Genomic DNA, 19,271 nt, shown 5'->3' with positions numbered 1-19,271 from the left:
ACTTCAGAAATATAAAGGTTATGTAAGAAACTTTCCACTCCATTCTTAGGTCTATATAAGTAAGATCAAAGGAGGTACAACATATATGAAATCCAAACGAAGAGGAGTTAGAAACGGCTGGATCTTAACTTCAATATTATGCGTCGTAATTGTACTAGTGCTGCTGGTTGGATATAAAGGGCTCGACTGGGGTACACCTACCACACCACCTACATCCACCAACGCACAAACTAATAATGAAGCAGATAACAAACATAGCTCCACTCAAGAAATGCTCGAATTTCCTAGCAGTGATCCCGATAATGGGCAGGTCATCATTCCACTGCACACTACGCTCGCGCAGCTAAATATTGATAGTGGTGACGAATATGTAAATACAGAAATCCCCCCCATACCTGAAATGACCTTTGCTTTATCTCAAGACATGAAAAACCAAGTAGAAGCAACGCTGGTCTACCGCCCTGATATCGGTGGAGGTTATCTTCTACTCGCTCCTGCCGGATGGCAGGCTACTGCGGTTGTCGGCGCTAACGGTTCTTATGGAGTTACCTTTCAGGATCCGAACCATCCGGAACAAAACATGCACTATTCAGATACGGCTTGGACTTGTATAGGCTGTGCTATCACTGCAATCGGAGCCTATTTTCCGGAAAAAGCCGAATGGGCTGACGCGCTGGGATTTACCATTAATAATCCGCTTAAGTTTAGCGAACAGCATATTTTAGGTACTGCTGGAGCTGAAGCAAGAACGGTCAGATATACGCTTCAAGCAGACGCGAATGGTTATCAGGATGAGGGTGCTGCCTATTACGATAAGGGAGAATGGGGTTATTTATTCCGCAGTATCGGAATACATCAAGCTCAAACATCCCCACAGCAGGAAGTAGTGGAGACCCTCATAAAGTTCTTTACAGATAATCATGGACCGCTCTTCATTGCTGACCCAAACGCAGAGAGGCTGGACTAAGGGTGGGAATTTTTAGAGGAAGGTATTTTCAACCTTACTCTTGCTTTTAGAAAGACGTAGGTGCTATTTTTTGTTATAATCAATGCAATGCGTTGTTTATGAATTCAGACATATATAAAGGGGACGTAACCATGACTCAAATTATTAAAACTCTAACTATTGCAGGCAGCGACTCCAGTGGTGGCGCAGGCATCCAAGCGGATCTAAAAACATTTGAAGAGTATGGTACCTACGGCTTTAGTGCCTTGACCACTATCGTTACTATGGACCCGGACAACGGCTGGCACCATAATGTTTATCCAATTGATGCCTCCATTGTTGCTGAGCAGTTAAAAACTATTTTCGCTGGTGGCCCGGTTAATGCCATGAAGACAGGTATGCTTGGAAGTGTTGAAATTGTGCGCGTTGCAGAGCAAGCGATCAAAGAAAATCTTCAGACTAATGTAGTTATTGATCCAGTTATGGTGTGCAAGGGTGAAGATGAAGTCTTGAACCCTGACAGCGCTGAGGCTATTCGTGACTTATTGCTACCACTAGCAACTGTGGTCACCCCAAACTTGTTTGAAGCAGGTGTTCTTTCAGGTCTTGGCAAACTTACTACCCTTGAGGAAATGAAAGAAGCTGCCCGTCTGATTCATAAGCTCGGTGCACGTAATGTCGTGGTTAAAGGCGGCAAAGCACTCGGCGGCGATCAAGCGATTGATATCTTCTTCGACGGTTCTGAGTACACTGTATTCCAAACAGCCAAAATCGAACCCGCTCACAATCATGGAGCTGGATGTACTTTTGCCGCAGCAATTACAGGCGGTCTAGCTAATGGCTTAACGGTTCATGAAGCTGTTGCAAAAGCTAAAGATTTTGTCTCCGCAGCCATTCGTAATGGATTTGCGTTTAATGAATATGTGGGTCCTGTATTTCACGGTGGTTACCGTTTAGAACGTTAGAACTCGCAATCCAATTACACAAAAAATAAATGGCAGTCCAGACGCTGAACTTCAGCTCTGGACTGCCATTTTTATTTACTATTATAGAAAATCCGTAAATTCAAAACTAAGCTTACCGAACATACATTTTTTATACGATTATTTTCATAAAAAAAAGCACCCGAATCAAGATTCGAGTGCTTCTGAGCTACGTCCTCTAATTATTTTATCAAAATGGATAAAGCACTTTTTGACGCCAAACGGAAAGATAATTCATCCGCTCCCGGCAAGTTCAAAGCCACATTCTCAGCCTTTTCACTATCGTTGAACAGAACAACTGCAATAGAGTTATCTGTATTCTTAAAAGCTACGGAACGAATCACTTCTTGATTGGTGGAGGCGTCAATGCGCACAGCCTTCGGACGAATAAATTTACTGAAATGGGCCAGCGCATAATAGTCGAGCGTATACGTAAGCTCCTTGGTCTCTTGGTTGACTGTCACAACACCACGACAAGTACTTTTGCCAAAACCCGGTACGGTTGGGCCGTTCTTTTCATCTAAGGCCATATTCCATAACACAAAGGATTTACTATGATTTCTAAGAATATCAATCCCTGTTCTCATTACATTGGAGAAGGCTTGTTCAAACGGAGGAATCCATTCTCCACCAGAACCTTCTGTAAAATGCACTTCTTTATCAGCAAAAGCTTTCAGAACCTCTGATTGCGCTGACGCATTGCCACCATACCAGTGCCAAGCTACACCATCTACTTCATCTTTTGCATAATCGAGCACGGTTAACGGATAATCTGGACGATCCCAGTTGTGGTCGTAGCAGAGAATTTTTGTAGCGATGTTATGCTTAACAAAGCTAGGCTTCAGGTAGTTTTTAATGAAATCTTTTTGCGCCTCAGGCAACATTAACATACTAGGGTAGTGTTTGGGTTCAAATAAAGGCTCGTTCTGTGGTGTTACAGCATAAGTTGGCAATCCGTGCCCTTCAAAAGCTTGAATATATCGAACAAAATAATCGGCATAAGCCTGATAATATTCTTGTTTAAGTTCTCCAGCAATCATCGATCCGCTAGTCTTCATCCAACCTGGTGCACTCCATGGAGAAGCCATCAGTTTGATCTCAGGGTTAATTTCCAGAGCTTGTTGCAACAAAGGGATAATGTCTGCTTCATCATGTGCGATAGAGAAGTGGGTTAATTCCGTATCCGTTTCCTGTGCAGGTCTATCGTCATAGCTATAAATATCTCTAGCATAATCCGATGCCCCCATTGGATTTCTTAATACGGACAAACCAATTCCATCTTGTGCGTCAAAAAGCTTGCTCATGACTTCCTTTTTCTGTTCGTTGTCCAGGACTTGATTAATCAAATAAGCGGATGAATCCGTAAAGGATGCTCCAAAGCCATCCATTTCCTGAAAGGTTTGATTCTCGTCAATAGTTACAGTAGTGGTCGCCTCTGCGTCAGCAATTGGAGTTAATTGTTGCAGACTTTGCTCTACAAACAATGTATTCTCCCCGGTGGATTGATAAATTTTAAGCTCTGGCATGTTGTTTCCCTCCATCTTTCTATGAAGAGGCCCCAGTGAAGGGGCCACATTCTATTATCTAACTTATTTAAGGCCTAATTTTTCTTTGTTGTTTTTCATTTTTTCAGAACGAACTTCTACAATCTTATCCCAGTTGTTATCATTCAAAAATGTTTTGTAAGCAGCCAAGGTGCTGTCGAATGTAGCATCGTCTTTAGCGCGGATCATACTTACAAGCGTAGTGTTCCAAGTAGTATCAATTGCAGTAAGACTGCGAGCTTCAGGCGTTCCTTGAGCCGGGTTAATATTTTCAAGAATAAAGTGTGGTTTTAGCTTTCCTTTGCCCCACTCTTGCATTTGTTTAATGGAATCTGCGAATGCGTCATTACTCAGCGCTTTATCACGGTCATGTCCAAAGAACATAAATTCGCCCATCCGGTAATCTTTTTTGAATTTATCGGCATTATTTAATTGCAGGTCTTTGATTTCAGGCAAGAATTCAATTTTACCGCTGTCGTTAACTTTATAGGTCTCTCCTTCAATACCGTAGTTCATGAGCTTTTGTCCTTCGTCGCTGAGCAAATAAGTGTAAATTTGAATCGCTTTTGCAGGATCCTTAGCCTTTTTAGTAACATAGCTAATCATCCAACCTGTAATTCCGGATTGATTCAACGTTGGTTCATGTCCAACAGTACTTTGTGGGCCATCAATAGCGATATATTCCTTGCCTGGATTTTCTGTCATGAAGATTTGCAGGTTACCACTTTGTTGAGGGGTTCCATCCAAAAGTATTGTTGCATATTTACCGGATTTCACTTTTTCTTCAAAGGCAGTACCGTCATCAGCAAAACTGTCATCACTGATATCACCATTTCTGTAGACTTCATTTAACGTTTTCAACCAAGTCAAGTAATCCTCATCTAGGTTACGGTTGTAGAATTCGCCATTTTCAGTTTCCATCGGCACTCCGATGAAATCCTCCAATACATCTCCCAAAGAACCAGTGCCTGAACCAATGGAGTTAAAACCAAAAGGAATCATGTCCGGGAATTGTTTTTTGATTTGTTGCATAACGCTCTTGAATTCCTCAGGAGTTCCAAAGCTTGGTTTTCCAATGGCTTCGTAAACATCCTTGCGGATGACAAAGGCTGTTTTAGCAGGGATGTTACCGCTATCATAATCGTTTTGCGTATTGGAATAGTTAGGGTATCCATAGGTCTTGCCATCAGCTAACTGGAACCAGTTCATCGTATCTTTTTCTGCAACTTTATTGAAATACGGATCATATTTATCTGCCAGATCATTTAAAGGCAATGCCCAGGTAGCAGCTTTTTGTACGACTGGAGAGTTGGAATCAAAAATAGTCAACAGATCTGGCATTTCACCGCCAGCAAAAATCGTATTCAGCTTAGTGTCATCGCCTGTAATGAATTTAATGTTGATGTTTAAATCCTCTTTAATTTTCTTGGTGACAAGGTCTTTTCCGAAATCAGTATTCCACCAGTCTGCATTCACGTACCAAGTCAGATCTGTTGTCTCTTTTTTTGTATCCAGCTTCCATGCCGGTGTTTCCGGATCTATAGTATAACGGCCTTCAATGGAGCTTAACTCTTTACTGGAGCTGTCAGAATTACCTTTCGATCCACAACCTGTAAATACTAATACAACAGCCATAAGTGCCGTACAAAGTTTGAGTCCTTTTTTCCCAAATGCTTTGTTCATCTTTTGTTTCCCCCTAAAATGTTTTGTAAGCATTCACTACTTGGAGATTTACTTACTATTCCTTCACCGCCCCCATCATCATGCCTGAGATAAAGTACCTCTGTAATATTGGATACATCACAACAATCGGCAAAGTTGTAATGACAATTGTTGCTAGTTGAACCCCTTTAGTCGTAGTTTCGATAATCGCAGATCCACCAACATTTTGCATGGATTGTGTTTGCGACTGAACAATGATTTCATAGAGCTTCATCTGCAGCGGGTAGAGCGATTGATCGGTAATATATAACTTGGTAGTCATAAAGTCGTTCCACTGCCCAACCCCGTTAAATAACGCAATGGTGGCCATAGCCGGCATGGAAAGAGGGATAAAGATTTTCAGGAAAATGCGCCAGTCACCTGCACCATCAATTTTGGCTGACTCTTCAAGTGAATCCGGTACATTTCTGAAGAAGTTCATTAGAATAACTACATCATAATAACTGAACAAGGCCGGGATAATATAAACCCAGAAGCTGTTTAAGAGGCCTAATGATTTAATCAATAAATACGTAGGGATCATTCCACCAGAGAAAAACATAGTGATTACACCCATGGCAACATACAGCTTACGTCCACGTATGTATTTCTTACTCAAGCCATAACCGATCATGGCACAAAAGAATACGTGGGTAATGACACCAATGAATGTTTTGGCAAGCGATACTACGAATGCTAAACCAATGGTCTCATCTTGAAATACAGCACGATAATTTTCCAAAGAGAACTCTGGAGACCAAAATATGAATCCGCCTTCCGCAAGCGCCTTGCCCGAACTTAAAGAGGATATGACTACATTCCATAAAGGAACGACAATAATGATTGTACAAATACAGAGCAAAATAATATTTAAGGTATTAAAGATTCGACTATCGAGATCTTCTTTAGCCACCGTACGATTCACAGAAATGCCTCCTTCTACAGAACTGATTGATTATCATTTAATTTACTGGATACTTTGTTGGCGCTAATCAGTAGGATGACTGAAACGATGGAGACACCTAAACCAACAGCAGTAGCATAAGAGAAGTCACCTTGCGTCATACCCATACGATACACATAAGAATTAATGACCTCCGCCTTAACGCGGTTCTGAGAATTCATCAATACCAGGGTTTGATCCAGATTTGATCCTAATAAACCGCTTACAGTCAGAATCAGATTTAAACTGATAATCGGTTTCATGTTAGGAAGTGTGATATTCCAAATTTGTCTCATACGGCTTGCGCCATCTATTTTGGCAGCCTCATAATAAGTAGGATCAATTTTCGACATAATGGCTAAGTAGAGAATCGTTCCCCAACCAGCCTCTTTCCAAATATCGGATAACGTTGCAATCCACCAGTATTTATTCGCATCAAGCAAAATATTTACCGGTTTCGAAATCAGTCCCAAACTGAGCATAATCTCATTAAACATACCGGATGAGGAAAACCAGGCAATCAGCATCCCGCCGAGAACGATCCAGGACAAAAAGTGTGGTAAATAAGAGATGGTTTGCACTATCTTTTTAAAACGTCCACCACTTAATTCGTAAATCATAACGGATAAAATAATAGGAATAACAAACCCTATGGCTAATTTCAGAAAGCTGATCCCTAATGTATTAACTACAGCGTCCCAAAAATATTTATCAGATAAAATAATTCTGAAATTATCGAGCCCTACCCAAGGTGCAGAATCGAGCGTATCAATTACGGTGTAGCTTTTAAAAGCAATCGTCAATCCGTAAATCGGAATAAAACAAAAGATAATCATAAAAATAATTCCCGGGATGACCATGGATTGAATTTCCCATTGTCTCTTGTAATCAATTACAAATTCTTTGACCCTCTGCCCCATAGGCTTTTTCCCGCTCATTGGATTCTTTCCGTTTGTTGGCACTACGGCTAATTTATCCACTTTTTCTTCTCCCCTCCAAATCATGATCCCCAAACAATAAAAACGTTTTTATTTTTTTGAAAAAAAAACCCTCCCAAAACAACAAAATTATAAAAAATGATCGGGTGAAATCTTGAACCCATTACATATATGTGTTCTTACCGACCAATCTTTACTTGACTAGAACCTCTTACAACTAATTCACCCGCCAATTTCATCATCTCGCCCTGTTCCTTCTTCTGAATCATACGAACGAGGTGATTAATAGCCAAAATACCCTGTCTAGCAATTTGATTTCTTACAGTAGTTAAAGGCGGTGAGAAATATTGCGCAATATCAATATCATCAAACCCCATAACACTAACATCTAGCGGAACTTCGTATCCATGCGATTTCAAAGCTTGAATACATCCAATCGCACTCAAGTCGTTCCCTGCTAAGAAGGCATCAGGTATTTTATCAGGACTATAGTGAAGAAAAGATTTTATAGCGTTGTAAGTACTTTCTTCTTCAAAATACCCTTGTATAATATACTCTTCATGCGTGGGTAGCTGATACTGACGCAAAGCAGCTAAGTATCCTTCTCTCCGCTGAACACTGTCGTACATCTCATCCACACCAGATATGTAAGCAATCTTTTTATGCCCTAGACTGATTAAATATTTGGTCGCTTCAAACCCCGCTTCAAAGGAATCAAATATCACGCTTCCCATCGTGTCGTTCTTAAGCGGCCGATCCAGAAATACAGCCTTGATCTTGTCTTTCACCATTGCAGCAATTTCTTCTTCGTCTATTCTCAGCTCTTCGTAGATAATGACACCATCCACTCGCCGGCCTAGAATATTGCTCATAATCACTTGTTTATCCTTGGTAACAAATACATTCAGCCCGTAACCTAGCCGATCACATTCACGTGACATGGACTCAACCAGCTTATAGAAGTATGGACCCGACACACTTGTTGTGAAAAAACCCAGCATTTTGGTTTTCCCATTCCTAAGGAGCTTACCGTTCAGGTTAGGAACATAATTTAATCGCTTCGCAACCTTAAGAACATGTGATTTCGTCTCCGGGTTCAATACATCTACGTCATTTAGCGCGTTGGAAACCGTAGAAATGGAGACTCCAGCCTCTCTGGCAACATCTTTGATCGTTACCTTTTCCATAATGATTCAATCTTCCTTTACGAATAAAAACGTTTTTATAGATTTAAATTAACATAAAAACGTTTTCATTACAATATATTTTTTATTTTTATTTTATCAGAGGTAATAATTGGTACACAAGCTTAAATTTTCTACAGAATCTTTTAAAACACCTTACCTGCAAACTCGAAATCAATCGTAATACACTCTAAACATAATGTCTTGCTCGTAATTCCCAAACCCACGGCCATATATGGTTAGTCCACCTCTTCTCCGTCCGCTATTCTCTGCCGTTAAACGAAAGGTCCACTGATCCTGCTCTACTCGTACATCCTCCAACGTAATATCTGAAATTTGCTGCCCATCCACAAAGGTTCCACCAGCATTAATCCGCAGAACCTTAAGCAAACCATATTGGTTAACATCTGAACGCCACCAAATGGGATTTAATCGTCCTCTAGTGAGTCCAAAGTCGCCCGGACTAGTCCATTTTCCTAAATCCTGTCCATTCATCATAAAGCCAATATCCGACGGCCACTTCTCATTTACATGTGGAGCTTCGGAACCTATTTCTAGCGAAATCTCAATCTCCTGCACCACTTGATCTTGAAATAGATAATTTGGAATCTTGTACTCGATAGAACCTTTCGCAAACCATACAATGCCGGCATTCACCCGTTCCGGGTCCAGAAAATAACGCGGATCATCATAATAGCCGATCAGCTTCTCAGTAGTAGCAATCCCGCAGGTAGGTAAAGCCTGAATATCGGTATATTGCCCTACAGGGATAGACACCTCAACCACCTTTCTCGCAACTCCGCGGGAGCCCGATAATTTAATCTGCAGATAATTCGCAGACAAAGAACAATATTTATAGGTCCCTCCATTTACTCGTCTCATTTTAGAACTGATCAGGCCTGCTTTTTGCAGCTTTGCTACATGAGTACTGACAATTGCACTACTAAGGTAGAGCTCCGCTGCCAGCTCTTTGATGTGCATCTCTCTGCGGTCCAGAAGTTCAATAATTCGCAGCCTAACTTCACTTGCCAGCGCTTCATACACCTGCAAGGATTCAGAATCTGTAGTTAAGTACATTCCAACGTCTCCTATGCTTATTGAATTAGCATTTTAACGAATCCTAAATTAATTCATTGCTTATTATAAGCGAAAATCAGTATCATGTAATCATAAAACAATTACTTAATTAGTGAAATCATTAATTCAACTAGAGGGAGCTGTACACTCATGCCGATTAAATCGACAATGATTATTGACAAAGATTTCAGACTAGCTGAAGTAGACCCGCGGATCTACGGCTCATTTATCGAACATTTAGGAAGAGCAGTTTACGGTGGGATTTATGACCCGGGTCACCCTACTGCGGATCAGAATGGTTTTCGGAACGATGCCATCGAAGCTATTCGTGCCCTAAACGTTCCTATCATCCGTTATCCTGGAGGAAACTTTGTATCCGGTTACAATTGGGAAGATGGGGTTGGACCCAAGCATGAACGCAAGCAATCTCTTGAACTAGCTTGGTGGACCACAGAAACCAATCAAGTGGGTACCAACGAATTTGCAGATTGGGCTAAGCTCGTAGGCAGCGAAGTCATGATGGCAGTTAACCTTGGAACACGCGGTATAGATGCAGCTAGAAATCTAGTAGAGTACTGCAATCATCCTTCCGGCTCCTACTACAGTGACCTGCGGATCTCTCATGGGTATAAAGAGCCTCACGCTTTTAAGACCTGGTGCCTCGGAAATGAAATGGATGGTCCGTGGCAGATTGGAGCTAAAACCGCAGTCGAATATGGCCGGTTAGCGAACGAAACTGCAAAAGCTATGCGCTGGGTCGATCCAACGCTTGAACTTGTGGCTTGTGGCAGCTCCGGCAGCGGCATGGACACTTTTGCCGAGTGGGAAGCTACCGTGCTTGATCTTTCTTATGATAATGTAGATTATTTATCACTGCATACGTACTACAATAACAACAATGACGATACGCCTAATTTCCTAGCCCGCTCCATGGATTTGGATCATTTCATCAGCAGTGTGGCTGCCACCTGTGATTATGTTCAAGCGAAGAAAAAGAGCAAAAAGAAAATTAATCTGTCGCTCGATGAATGGAATGTATGGAAATCACAAGGCAGCAGCCGTGCCGAACAACATTGGCAGATCGCACCGCCAGAATTCGAAGATGTGTACACACTTGAAGATGCACTTGTTGTGGGCTGCTGTCTTATTTCATTGTTGAAGCATGCTGATCGTGTGAAAATGGCCTGCTTAGCGCAGCTGATCAATGTTATCGCCCCAATTATGACTGAAAATGGCGGACCGCTTTGGCTGCAGACTACTTATTATCCGTACCTGCACGCTTCCCTTTATGGTCGTGGAACCGTACTTCACCCGCTGATTTCCAGCCCTAAATACGATTCCAAAGATTTCACTGATGTGCCTTATTTGGAAGCCATTAGTGTATACAACGAGGAGCTGAATGAAGTAACCGTCTTCGCTGTAAACCGCCATTTATCCGAAGGACTAGAGCTCGACGTGGATCTGCGCAGCTTCAGTTCCGTAAACATCATTGAGCATATTGTACTGGAACATGAAGATATTAAAGCTGTAAACACCAAATCCAATCCACATAACGTGATGCCTAGCCAAGGCAAAGCCGTTGTTGAGGGTGGACATGTAAAGGCCCTTCTCGCAAAAGCTTCCTGGAATGTGATTCGTCTGCGGGTGAACGGCTAAGTTAACTTGTAATAGTCATAGAAATGCCCCCATGAATCTTTAATAAGCCATAGATTCATGGGGGCTTCTTCGTTATTTTATTCTGAAAATTGTCACGGATTGCTTCGGAAACTCATAACTAAAGCTGCTTCCTTCTGTCTTAAAGCTAGTTTGTTTCGGAGAGACCTGCTGCTTATTCTCGAAGTTATTTTCGTCCTCAAGCGGGTATCCCGACATTTCATAGACTTCGATGGTCAGTGCTTCTTTTGCCAAAGATTCCAGTGCAACCTCAGCAGAAACACTATTCTCTTGTACGTTTACTGTCTTGAGGATAATATCCCCCGTTAAGTCTTCCACACTTGCCGTGTAATACAGCGGTTCGATCACCGGAAGTTTATCTTCTGTCTCATTCACCAGTTCTCCGTTAATAAAAGTACGGATCTGTCTGCCCACTACTTCTAACTTAAGATCGTATTCTACATCTGTTTCAACCGTAAACATAGCATGCGTCAGAACAGAATTTCTTCCGTTGATAATTGAGGCCACAATCGAATCCTGATTCTGCCAGCCACCCAGCTCCCAGTACAAATGATTCTGATCATCCGCTTTACCAAAATAGAAGATAAACCCTTTATTTCCTGCGGTTCGTCTAGCCTTAAAATGCAAAGTATAGTTTTCCCACTCTGTCTCACCAAGCTCTAGTGTCCGATTAGCCGTTTTGTTCTGAGCAGGGTCAGGCAGATTTGAAACTTCCTCTGATAAGTCAGAATACGTCTTCACTTCTCCCGTAAGATTGTTGACTAAGGTGATCTCGGAGAAACGAGCAGCAGAGGCATCCACACCGAAACTGACGGCTCCAGTGATCGCTTCCTTTCTGCTTTCCTTCGGTGCCGTGAAGCTATCTGCTTCCATCTTCAGCAAATGATCTCCCTGATGGTTCATAAATAGCTTTTGCACATAATAGTTTGCCGTTCCGTACACTTCATGATTATTGAACCAGATCATATCCGGCTTCCAGTTAATATAATCCACATTGCAGAGCATTGGAGCATAACAAGCTAAGCCAACGGCATGCGCATTATTTTGCAGACCTGTCATAAATGCTGCTTCCACCAATGCATTGTAATAGGTATTGCCCCATGAGGCATATTCACCGAGGAATACCTTTGGCTCATCGGCTTTGAAATCATCATAACGATGATGATTAGCCAGGAACCATTCAGGTGTACAGTAATAATGCTCGTCTACGAGGTCAGACTTGTTCTCTTTTGCCGACGTCCAGCCCCGTTCATATTCCTGACCGGCAGAGAACGGGCCACTAGAATTAATGACCTTGATTTCCGGATATTTTGCTTTGATGGCTTGATGAAAGTAAGGATATCTCTCGAAAAAGGGTGCACCTACCTCTTCATTCCCAATGCCGACATACTCCAGCCCAAAAGGCTCGGGGTGACCCAGTTCTGCACGAATGCCTCCCCACTTCGTGGAAGAATCCCCCTTGGCGAATTCAATTAAATCCAAAGCATCCTCAATCCAAGGCGTTAATTCATCCAGCGGTACCATCCGTTTATGATGCGGGTCGTAGCCGCCCGGAAGTACGGGGATCGGCTTAGCTCCAATATCCTCACAGAACTGAAAATATTCATAATAACCTAACCCAAGCGTTTGATTATATGACCAGTTATTGCGTCTTGCGGGTCTCTGCGCAACATCCCCAATCGTATTCTTCCATCTGTACATGGAGTCTCTGTCATCTGGATCCAAGGAACCGTCATGCACCAGACATCCTCCTGGGAACCGCATAAACTTAGGTTTTAAATCAGCGAGCAGCAGCGAAATATCTTCACGCATGCCTCCGGGTCTATTCTTAAAGGTCTTCTCAGGAAACAGGGAAACCATATCCAGATATACCTTCCCGTTACCTTTGGTAACGATTACAAGACGACTGCTTGTGTCCGTGCTATTAGCTGTAATAACGGCTTCATATCGGGTCCATTCAGAGCTGCTTACGGCGATCTCCACTTCACCAAGAATGGTGCCGTCTGTGCTTTCGATGTTTACGGTAAGCGGCACATCAAAGCTTGTCTCCCGGCGGGCATACACTGAGAAGTTATAATTCTCGCCTTCTTTTACCGGAATACCACTGTTAAAGCCTAGATTCATCAGGCCAACGCCGTCACCTTCAGCCACAATATCGATGGCAACATAATGTTGGTTACGATCATTTAAGGGCTTGCTGTCTTCTACAGAGATATTTACCTTTCCATCTCCACGTTCTACAGGCTCCCAAGCCATCAGCGCATGATAATCTGCCCGGTCAATCGGGTCGAATTCAAAAGATCGGTTCTGAACTAGCTCAGCGTAAAGCCCACCATCGGCCGCATGATTCAAATCCTCGAAGAAAATACCGAATAGATCGCCTAACTCCGCCCCCCGCTGCTGCGTATGTATCGTCAATTTTCCTTCTGTCTTCATTCTTTTGTCTTCCTCCTTGTGAATTCCAATTTGATTTATATTTATATTACTTAGTTCATATCAATATAAATCATTATAATAACTCCTCTCTACATTCGTCAATTCGAAAACGAAAAACTGACACCGAATACCCCTCGATGTCAGTTCACACTAGGAAGACCCCTAGTAAAGGTTATAAAGAATACGTAAATTGATAGCTGCCCGAACCTAATTGAAGTCTCACTCCGTTATCGACTAAGCTGATACTGTGCACGCCTCTGGACTGCTCCACAGGAACTTCATTTTCTAATAACCCTAGTTGATTGGCTCCAGGCAGAACGACAATACCGTTGGTATTGGCAGGAATCGTAACGTGAATCATCATTCCATTATCCTCTGATCGCCGCCACCCTGACTCTACTTTTCCGTACATGGTTTCAAGACTAGCTTCTGCGTAATCCAGACCGGGGCCTGGCTGTGGCTTGATATGAACGATTTTGAAACCAGGCTCCAACTCATCTGTTCCGATTCCTGCAACGTAACGATACAACCATTCACCTATTGCGCCATAGGCATAATGATTGAAGGAATTCATATCTGCACTCCAGAAGCTGCCGTCATCCTTAATCCCATCCCAATGTTCCCAAATCGTAGTCGCACCTTTCGTCACCTGATACAGCCAGGATGGATAATCCTTTTGAAAAAGAAGCTTATACGCGAGTTCATTATTTCCAATCTCGCTGAGCACAGGATTCAGATATGGTGTGCCCACGAATCCAGTAGTCAGATGATCCTTAGCTTCAGCAAGCAGCTCAGTGAGCTTCTGAATTGCACGTTCTTTGGCAACCCCTTCTATAAGATCGAAACGTAGGGCTAATATCTGTGCAGTCTGGGTAGAGACGGACAACCTTCCCGCAGGTGTTATGAACTCATCACTGAATGCTTTTATAATTTTGGCGTGCAGCTCCCTATAATAGTCCACGTCCTCCGATTTTTCTAAGGCTATTGCCGCTTTTAAAGTAAGAGAAACGGAATAGGCATAAAAAGCGGTGGCGACATAATCCCGATCTGTAGCTCCCACATAGCTGTCTGGCTTGGAATCAAGCGCTAGCCAATCGCCGAAATGAAAGCCAGTATTCCACAGATAAGGGTTACTTCCCTGTGCATAGATATATGAAATCCATTGCTTCATGCTCTCGTATTGCTCTGCAAGCAGCCTTTTGTCGCCGTACATTTCATAGATTGTCCATGGACAGATCGTAGCTGCATCCCCCCAGGCTGCAGAAGAATGGTTAGTATCTCCGTCGCCAGGAGGCGCTGCTCTCAGCTCTGGAATAAAAAACGGAATGCCGCCCTCAGGGGTTTGGTCTGCCTTCAAATCCCGCAGCCATTTCGTAAAGAATGGTGCCGTATTCATCAAATAAGAGGCTGTTCGGACAAACATCTGAGCATCCCCCGTCCAGCCGAGCCGCTCATCACGCTGTGGACAATCAGTGGGCACATCGAGGAAATTCCCTTTTTGCCCCCACAGGATATTGTGATGCAGTTGATTCACAAGTGGATCTGAGCACTGAAAATCACCCGTACGTTCCATATTAGAGTGCATCACTATTCCTGTGAAATCCTCTAGTTGAAGATCTGCTGAGAACCCACTAAGCTTCACATACCGAAAGCCTTGGAAGGTGAAATGCGGTTCATACGTCTCTTGCTCCCCACCTTTCAGAGTATAGCGGATGCACTGTTTCGCTTTACGCATATTCTCCGTGTAGAAATTTCCGTCCCGGTCTAATATTTCAGCATGCTGAAGTTCTACCATCTGACCAGATTGACCTTTTACATTAAATTTTAACCACCCTACCATGTTCTGGCCCATGTCCAGCAATCTATCTCCCTGCGGGGTAGTCAGCAATGCAATCGGCTTCAAGGTTTCAACTTGTGTCACTGGCACATTTTCCTGGGCAACGATGATCGCTTTGGAATAATTAATAATCTCCACTGGATGCCAACCTTCTGATGAAGGATCGGTGATATCCAGCTCCAGCCGAGCATCATAAGTTTCACCATTATAAATTTCAGACATCATAATTGCGCTTTTTGCAGCCTGCCAATTCTGATCTGAGCTAATAAGCTCATTTGAACCGTCTGCGTACCGGATATGAAGCTCCAGCAGAAGTGAAGTCTTTGATCCATAAATCTCCTTTTGATTATCCCAGCCCAAATACCCTCTGTACCAGCCATTGCCCAACAGTGCGCCTAACGCATTCGCACCTTCATGCAGAAGCTTTGTGACATCATAAGTTTGATATTGCAGCCGCTTACTGTAACTGGTCCAGCCTGGAGTAAAATAATGATCTCCCACCCGACTTCCGTTCAGCTGCAGTTCATACAAGCCCAAAGCAGTAGCATAAATCCTTGCACTTTCCACTGGACCTTTTACATCCACGAATGTACGAAGCTGTGGGCAAATCTCAGAATCTTGTGAAAAAGAGGCTGTAGGAGCGCTGATCCACTCCGCCTGCCAATTCCCTGCATCTAATAGTCCGGTTTCAAAAAATGCAACCTCAGACCAACCCGAGTCTATTGCATTCTGATTCCATGCCCGAACCCGATAATAATAACGCGTGCGAGCTTCCAGCAGCAGACCTTCAAGCTCAACATGGATCGATTGAGAAGACTTTACTTCCTCTGTATCCCATAGCTTGCCTTGAAAAAGCATATTCTCCGCCACTTGAATTTGATAAGCAGACTGCATGCAGTCCCTGTCATCTGAAACTAACTGCCAACTGATTCTGGGTCTGATCACATCAATTCCTAGCGGATTTTCTTTGTACTCACAACGAAGCTTAGTCATTGCGAACATATAGATAAAAACCTCCTTCTATAGCGACCAATTAGTCTTTGCCCTATAATTATAGCTGGGTTACCGCTTTCATCACCCGGTAAAAAGGACATCATATCCCTGCAATCATGCCATGAATCTGGAAGGGGCAATTCAATATGCAACGAACCACCGAGTTGTTCAAAAATGAAATTTTTTTTCAAAACGATCTGCATCTGCTCGTTAACCGCTATTCAGAGAACTTCCACGCCCCTTTTCATGCTCATGAATTTATTGAGTATTGCTATGTAGCTGAAGGAAGAGGTTTTCATCACCTTGAAAATGAGATCTTTCCCGTTAGAAAAGGAATGCTGTTCGTGATTCCTGTAGGTGCCCCCCATGTGTTCCGTCCAGCATCTTCTGATACTTTAGGGAATCGCCTGATCGTCTATAACTGCCTTTTTGATATGCAAATGGTGGAGCAATTAAATATCGTCCTTCAAGAGCCATCTATCCGGGAGCACCTAGCCACTCTTGGGAGTAGCAGCTCATCTTACTTTTCCGTCTCAGATCGAGATGGCTCTATTGAGCGCTTAATGCTGAATTTATATCATGAAATGTCGGTATCCGGTATGGGCTCCAAAACAATGCTTTACACCCTCTTAAGTCAATTAATCATAGCAGTGTACAGGCAAAAATACGGAGAAGATGACAAATCTACGATGGATATGGCAGACTTCACGCAAGTCATTCAATACCTAGAGCATAATCTGTCGGAAAAGATTACACTTGCCGAATTAGCCCGTATTTCACAGTGGAGCAGCAGGCATCTTCAGCGCATGTTCCACAAGCATACTGGCCAGTCCTTTGGGACCTACTTGAAGAATCTGCGAATGCATAAAAGCTGTGAATTGCTGCGTACTTCTGGACATAAAATTAATATGATTGCCGAGCTAGTGGGTTACCGTGACATCGACTCCTTTAACGCTGTATTCAAAAAAATAGTCGGCCAGACACCCATCGCGTACCGTAAGCTCTACAGATCATAAAAAAGCCGATGTCGTATGAACATCCATACAACATCGGCCCTATTAATTTATTGATTAGTGATCTGTTTAAGTAAAAACTCAACAAAATCAGTTGATTTAGTCTTACTGTCATCTTGTCCTAACGTTCCGACGATCATCTGGTTTGAATGGATAGGGAGTTCTGTAGCAAAATCCGTATCTGTGATATCTATGCCAGTAATCAGCTCTTGACCACTCTCCGGGTTAGTCATACGTTTCAAACGGTTATCATCAAGAGGAAGTCCTGCGGATTTAATAAACGACTCCAGATTTTGCAGTCCCGACTGCTGGCCAATCCATTCAAAAGTAGCATCATCCATAATCAGGATATCCGGATGATCGGCTGCCAGCATCGCCATAGCCCGCTGCATATAGCTCATATCCAAGGCTCCACCGTCCGTCCCACCTGTTGAGGGTAGATAAACGATTTCTGCCTCCACTCTCTTCCAAGCCGGGTAACGTTTGATAATTTCTTGTTTTAGCTCTTCATTCTTACCTGACGAGTCCTGAGATTCATAGTTGCCTAGGAACATGATTCGAACATCTACCGGTGGGAGCGTAGCTTCATATTTTCTTTCCTGCCATTGATCATAGAGCGCTTTCCCCCCAAAGATAACTACCAGCAGCACGATAATAGAAATAATAGTGTGCGTTTTGTAGAGTCGAAAGAAATTCTCCGATTTACGTGCTACGCCGGACATGGCTCCCCACTTCTCCAGCCGCTTGTCCTCTGCTTCCTGAATCTCCTTCTGATCCAAGCCATCTAGGATGGTTTTGTAAGCGCGGAACTCCTCTTCATAAGCTGCAACCTCATCTTCAGTCGAATTCGATCGACGGCGTTTCAAATGCATATCTAACCTTTTGTTCAATTCCTCCCGGGTAACGTCTTCAGGCAAGTTCAAACGCTCATAGGCTTGCTTTAGCTTCTCATTCAAAATGATGTCTCCTTCCTGATGCTTTTCGTCATTTCAGATCGTTAATTTGGTTCTATGTATTGAATTCTTGTGGCAGTAAAAGTATGGGCTAAGCCGCAAAAAAAACATCGCAGGAACTCAAGTAAACTATATCATGTTGTGCTAGACGGTAACAAGTAAGCGTTTATCTAATCCAAACCATGCAGCTGCTTAAATTGCTCAGGACTCATCCCTGTCAATCTTTTAAACACCAAACAAAAGTAACTAGCATTATCAAAGCCCACTAGCTGGGCAATTTCATACATTTTTTTATCGCGTCCATTAAACATAAGCTGTTTACTCAAATTGATACGTTGCTTATTGATATAGGTTACAGGTCGATCATGAATTGTTTTTTGAAAAAGCCTGCATAAATACTGTGGCGATACAGAAATAATCTCCGCCAGCTCCTTTAAAGGAAGCGTCCTATGCAGATTGCTCTCTATATAACGCAGCACCGGTTTGATTCGCTCCAATTCATGTGCCTCATTCAGAGGCGATACTAGCTTTCTTTTTAAATCCAGAAGCAATGCGTAAAGATGTTTAGAACGTGCCAAATTAGTCTCCAGCTCATTGCTATCTGGCAGCATAAGGATTTGCTTTAGAGGATTGAGCCATTGATCTTCTTTTAATCTAGCAGGACCAGACTCGCGGATGCCCGCATAGAGCAGCATTTGACCAACCTCTCTGCCATTGAACGAGACCCATGATACCTTCCACTCCTTCCCACTGATAGGGGCATACGAATGAGGAATATCCGGGAACAAAAAGAACACATCCCCTGGACCCACGAGATATCGGCTCTCATGAATGATAAGCTCGCCTTTACCTTCGTGAATCTGATGTATTTGATAGTCTGGAAAGCCTGCAGGACGTATAGTTTCTGGCTGATGCTCCCAAAATCCAAGGGTTGTAGCATAAAGCGGCAGCATGATTACATCTTCTGTTTGGCAAAAAATAATTTTGCTCTCCATAAAAAGTCCTCGTTTCATATTTTGTTATCTGGGACTAAAATTCTTTTATTTATC

14 protein-coding genes are annotated in these 19,271 nt (G+C 42.8%); 4 read left to right on the top strand and 10 right to left on the bottom strand.

The window, feature by feature from the left end; all coding sequences use genetic code 11:
• Window positions 1-85 precede the first annotated feature (85 nt).
• Together MHI32_RS11155 and thiD are read left to right on the top strand one after the other, a co-directional pair.
• The gene (locus MHI32_RS11155) at window positions 86-967 is read left to right on the top strand and encodes a DUF4850 domain-containing protein (protein ID WP_340012349.1); all 882 of its coding nucleotides are present in this window, start codon (window positions 86-88) and stop codon (window positions 965-967) included.
• 131 nt (window positions 968-1,098) lie between these two features.
• Window positions 1,099-1,911, top strand: a complete 813-nt coding sequence (thiD, locus tag MHI32_RS11150; protein ID WP_038570000.1) for a bifunctional hydroxymethylpyrimidine kinase/phosphomethylpyrimidine kinase — start codon at window positions 1,099-1,101, stop codon at window positions 1,909-1,911.
• A gap of 200 nt (window positions 1,912-2,111) precedes the next feature.
• Here the strand turns inward: thiD and MHI32_RS11145 are convergent, their stop codons facing one another.
• From MHI32_RS11145 to MHI32_RS11120, 6 genes are all read right to left on the bottom strand, one after another.
• Window positions 2,112-3,455 carry a glycoside hydrolase family 30 beta sandwich domain-containing protein gene (locus tag MHI32_RS11145; RefSeq protein WP_036689741.1) on the bottom strand — a complete coding sequence of 448 codons (1,344 nt, stop codon included), beginning with the start codon at window positions 3,453-3,455 and terminating at the stop codon, window positions 2,112-2,114.
• A gap of 63 nt (window positions 3,456-3,518) precedes the next feature.
• The gene (locus tag MHI32_RS11140) at window positions 3,519-5,156 is read right to left on the bottom strand and encodes a sugar ABC transporter substrate-binding protein (RefSeq protein WP_038569996.1); all 1,638 of its coding nucleotides are present in this window, start codon (window positions 5,154-5,156) and stop codon (window positions 3,519-3,521) included.
• A gap of 55 nt (window positions 5,157-5,211) precedes the next feature.
• Entirely contained in the window at window positions 5,212-6,099 is an 888-nt protein-coding gene (locus tag MHI32_RS11135) for a carbohydrate ABC transporter permease (protein ID WP_036689738.1), read from the bottom strand.
• 14 nt (window positions 6,100-6,113) lie between these two features.
• Entirely contained in the window at window positions 6,114-7,055 is a 942-nt protein-coding gene (locus MHI32_RS11130; RefSeq protein ID WP_036689816.1) for an ABC transporter permease subunit, read from the bottom strand.
• Between the two features lie 179 nt (window positions 7,056-7,234).
• Window positions 7,235-8,242, bottom strand: a complete 1,008-nt coding sequence (locus MHI32_RS11125) for a LacI family DNA-binding transcriptional regulator (RefSeq protein WP_036689737.1) — start codon at window positions 8,240-8,242, stop codon at window positions 7,235-7,237.
• Between the two features lie 171 nt (window positions 8,243-8,413).
• Complete coding sequence (locus MHI32_RS11120; protein ID WP_076187263.1) at window positions 8,414-9,316, bottom strand: ArsR family transcriptional regulator; 903 nt, start codon at window positions 9,314-9,316, stop codon at window positions 8,414-8,416.
• A gap of 150 nt (window positions 9,317-9,466) precedes the next feature.
• Between MHI32_RS11120 and MHI32_RS11115 the strand changes: the two genes are divergently transcribed.
• Window positions 9,467-10,972, top strand: coding sequence for an alpha-N-arabinofuranosidase (locus MHI32_RS11115; RefSeq protein ID WP_076100772.1), 1,506 nt, complete (start codon window positions 9,467-9,469; stop codon window positions 10,970-10,972).
• Window positions 10,973-11,044: 72 nt separating this feature from the next.
• On the opposite strand, the gene MHI32_RS11110 is transcribed toward MHI32_RS11115, so the two are convergent.
• A complete protein-coding gene (locus MHI32_RS11110; RefSeq protein ID WP_340012348.1) occupies window positions 11,045-13,426 on the bottom strand; it encodes an alpha-L-arabinofuranosidase C-terminal domain-containing protein in 2,382 nt (793 codons plus the stop codon).
• 172 nt (window positions 13,427-13,598) lie between these two features.
• Window positions 13,599-16,265, bottom strand: coding sequence for a family 78 glycoside hydrolase catalytic domain (locus MHI32_RS11105; protein WP_340012347.1), 2,667 nt, complete (start codon window positions 16,263-16,265; stop codon window positions 13,599-13,601).
• A gap of 137 nt (window positions 16,266-16,402) precedes the next feature.
• Between MHI32_RS11105 and MHI32_RS11100 the strand changes: the two genes are divergently transcribed.
• Window positions 16,403-17,272 carry an AraC family transcriptional regulator gene (locus MHI32_RS11100; RefSeq protein WP_076130584.1) on the top strand — a complete coding sequence of 290 codons (870 nt, stop codon included), beginning with the start codon at window positions 16,403-16,405 and terminating at the stop codon, window positions 17,270-17,272.
• Window positions 17,273-17,319: 47 nt separating this feature from the next.
• On the opposite strand, the gene MHI32_RS11095 is transcribed toward MHI32_RS11100, so the two are convergent.
• Window positions 17,320-18,225, bottom strand: coding sequence for a hypothetical protein (locus MHI32_RS11095; protein WP_076130585.1), 906 nt, complete (start codon window positions 18,223-18,225; stop codon window positions 17,320-17,322).
• A 167-nt stretch (window positions 18,226-18,392) separates the two neighbouring features.
• A complete protein-coding gene (locus MHI32_RS11090) occupies window positions 18,393-19,217 on the bottom strand; it encodes an AraC family transcriptional regulator (protein ID WP_340012346.1) in 825 nt (274 codons plus the stop codon).
• Between the last annotated feature and the right edge of the window lie 54 nt (window positions 19,218-19,271).

Source organism: Paenibacillus sp. FSL H7-0690, from assembly GCF_037980415.1.
GTDB classification, from domain to species: Bacteria; Bacillota; Bacilli; order Paenibacillales; family Paenibacillaceae; genus Paenibacillus_AQ; species Paenibacillus_AQ odorifer.
Note: the sequence above shows the minus strand (reverse complement) of the source record. Positions and strands in the feature narration are given on the sequence as shown.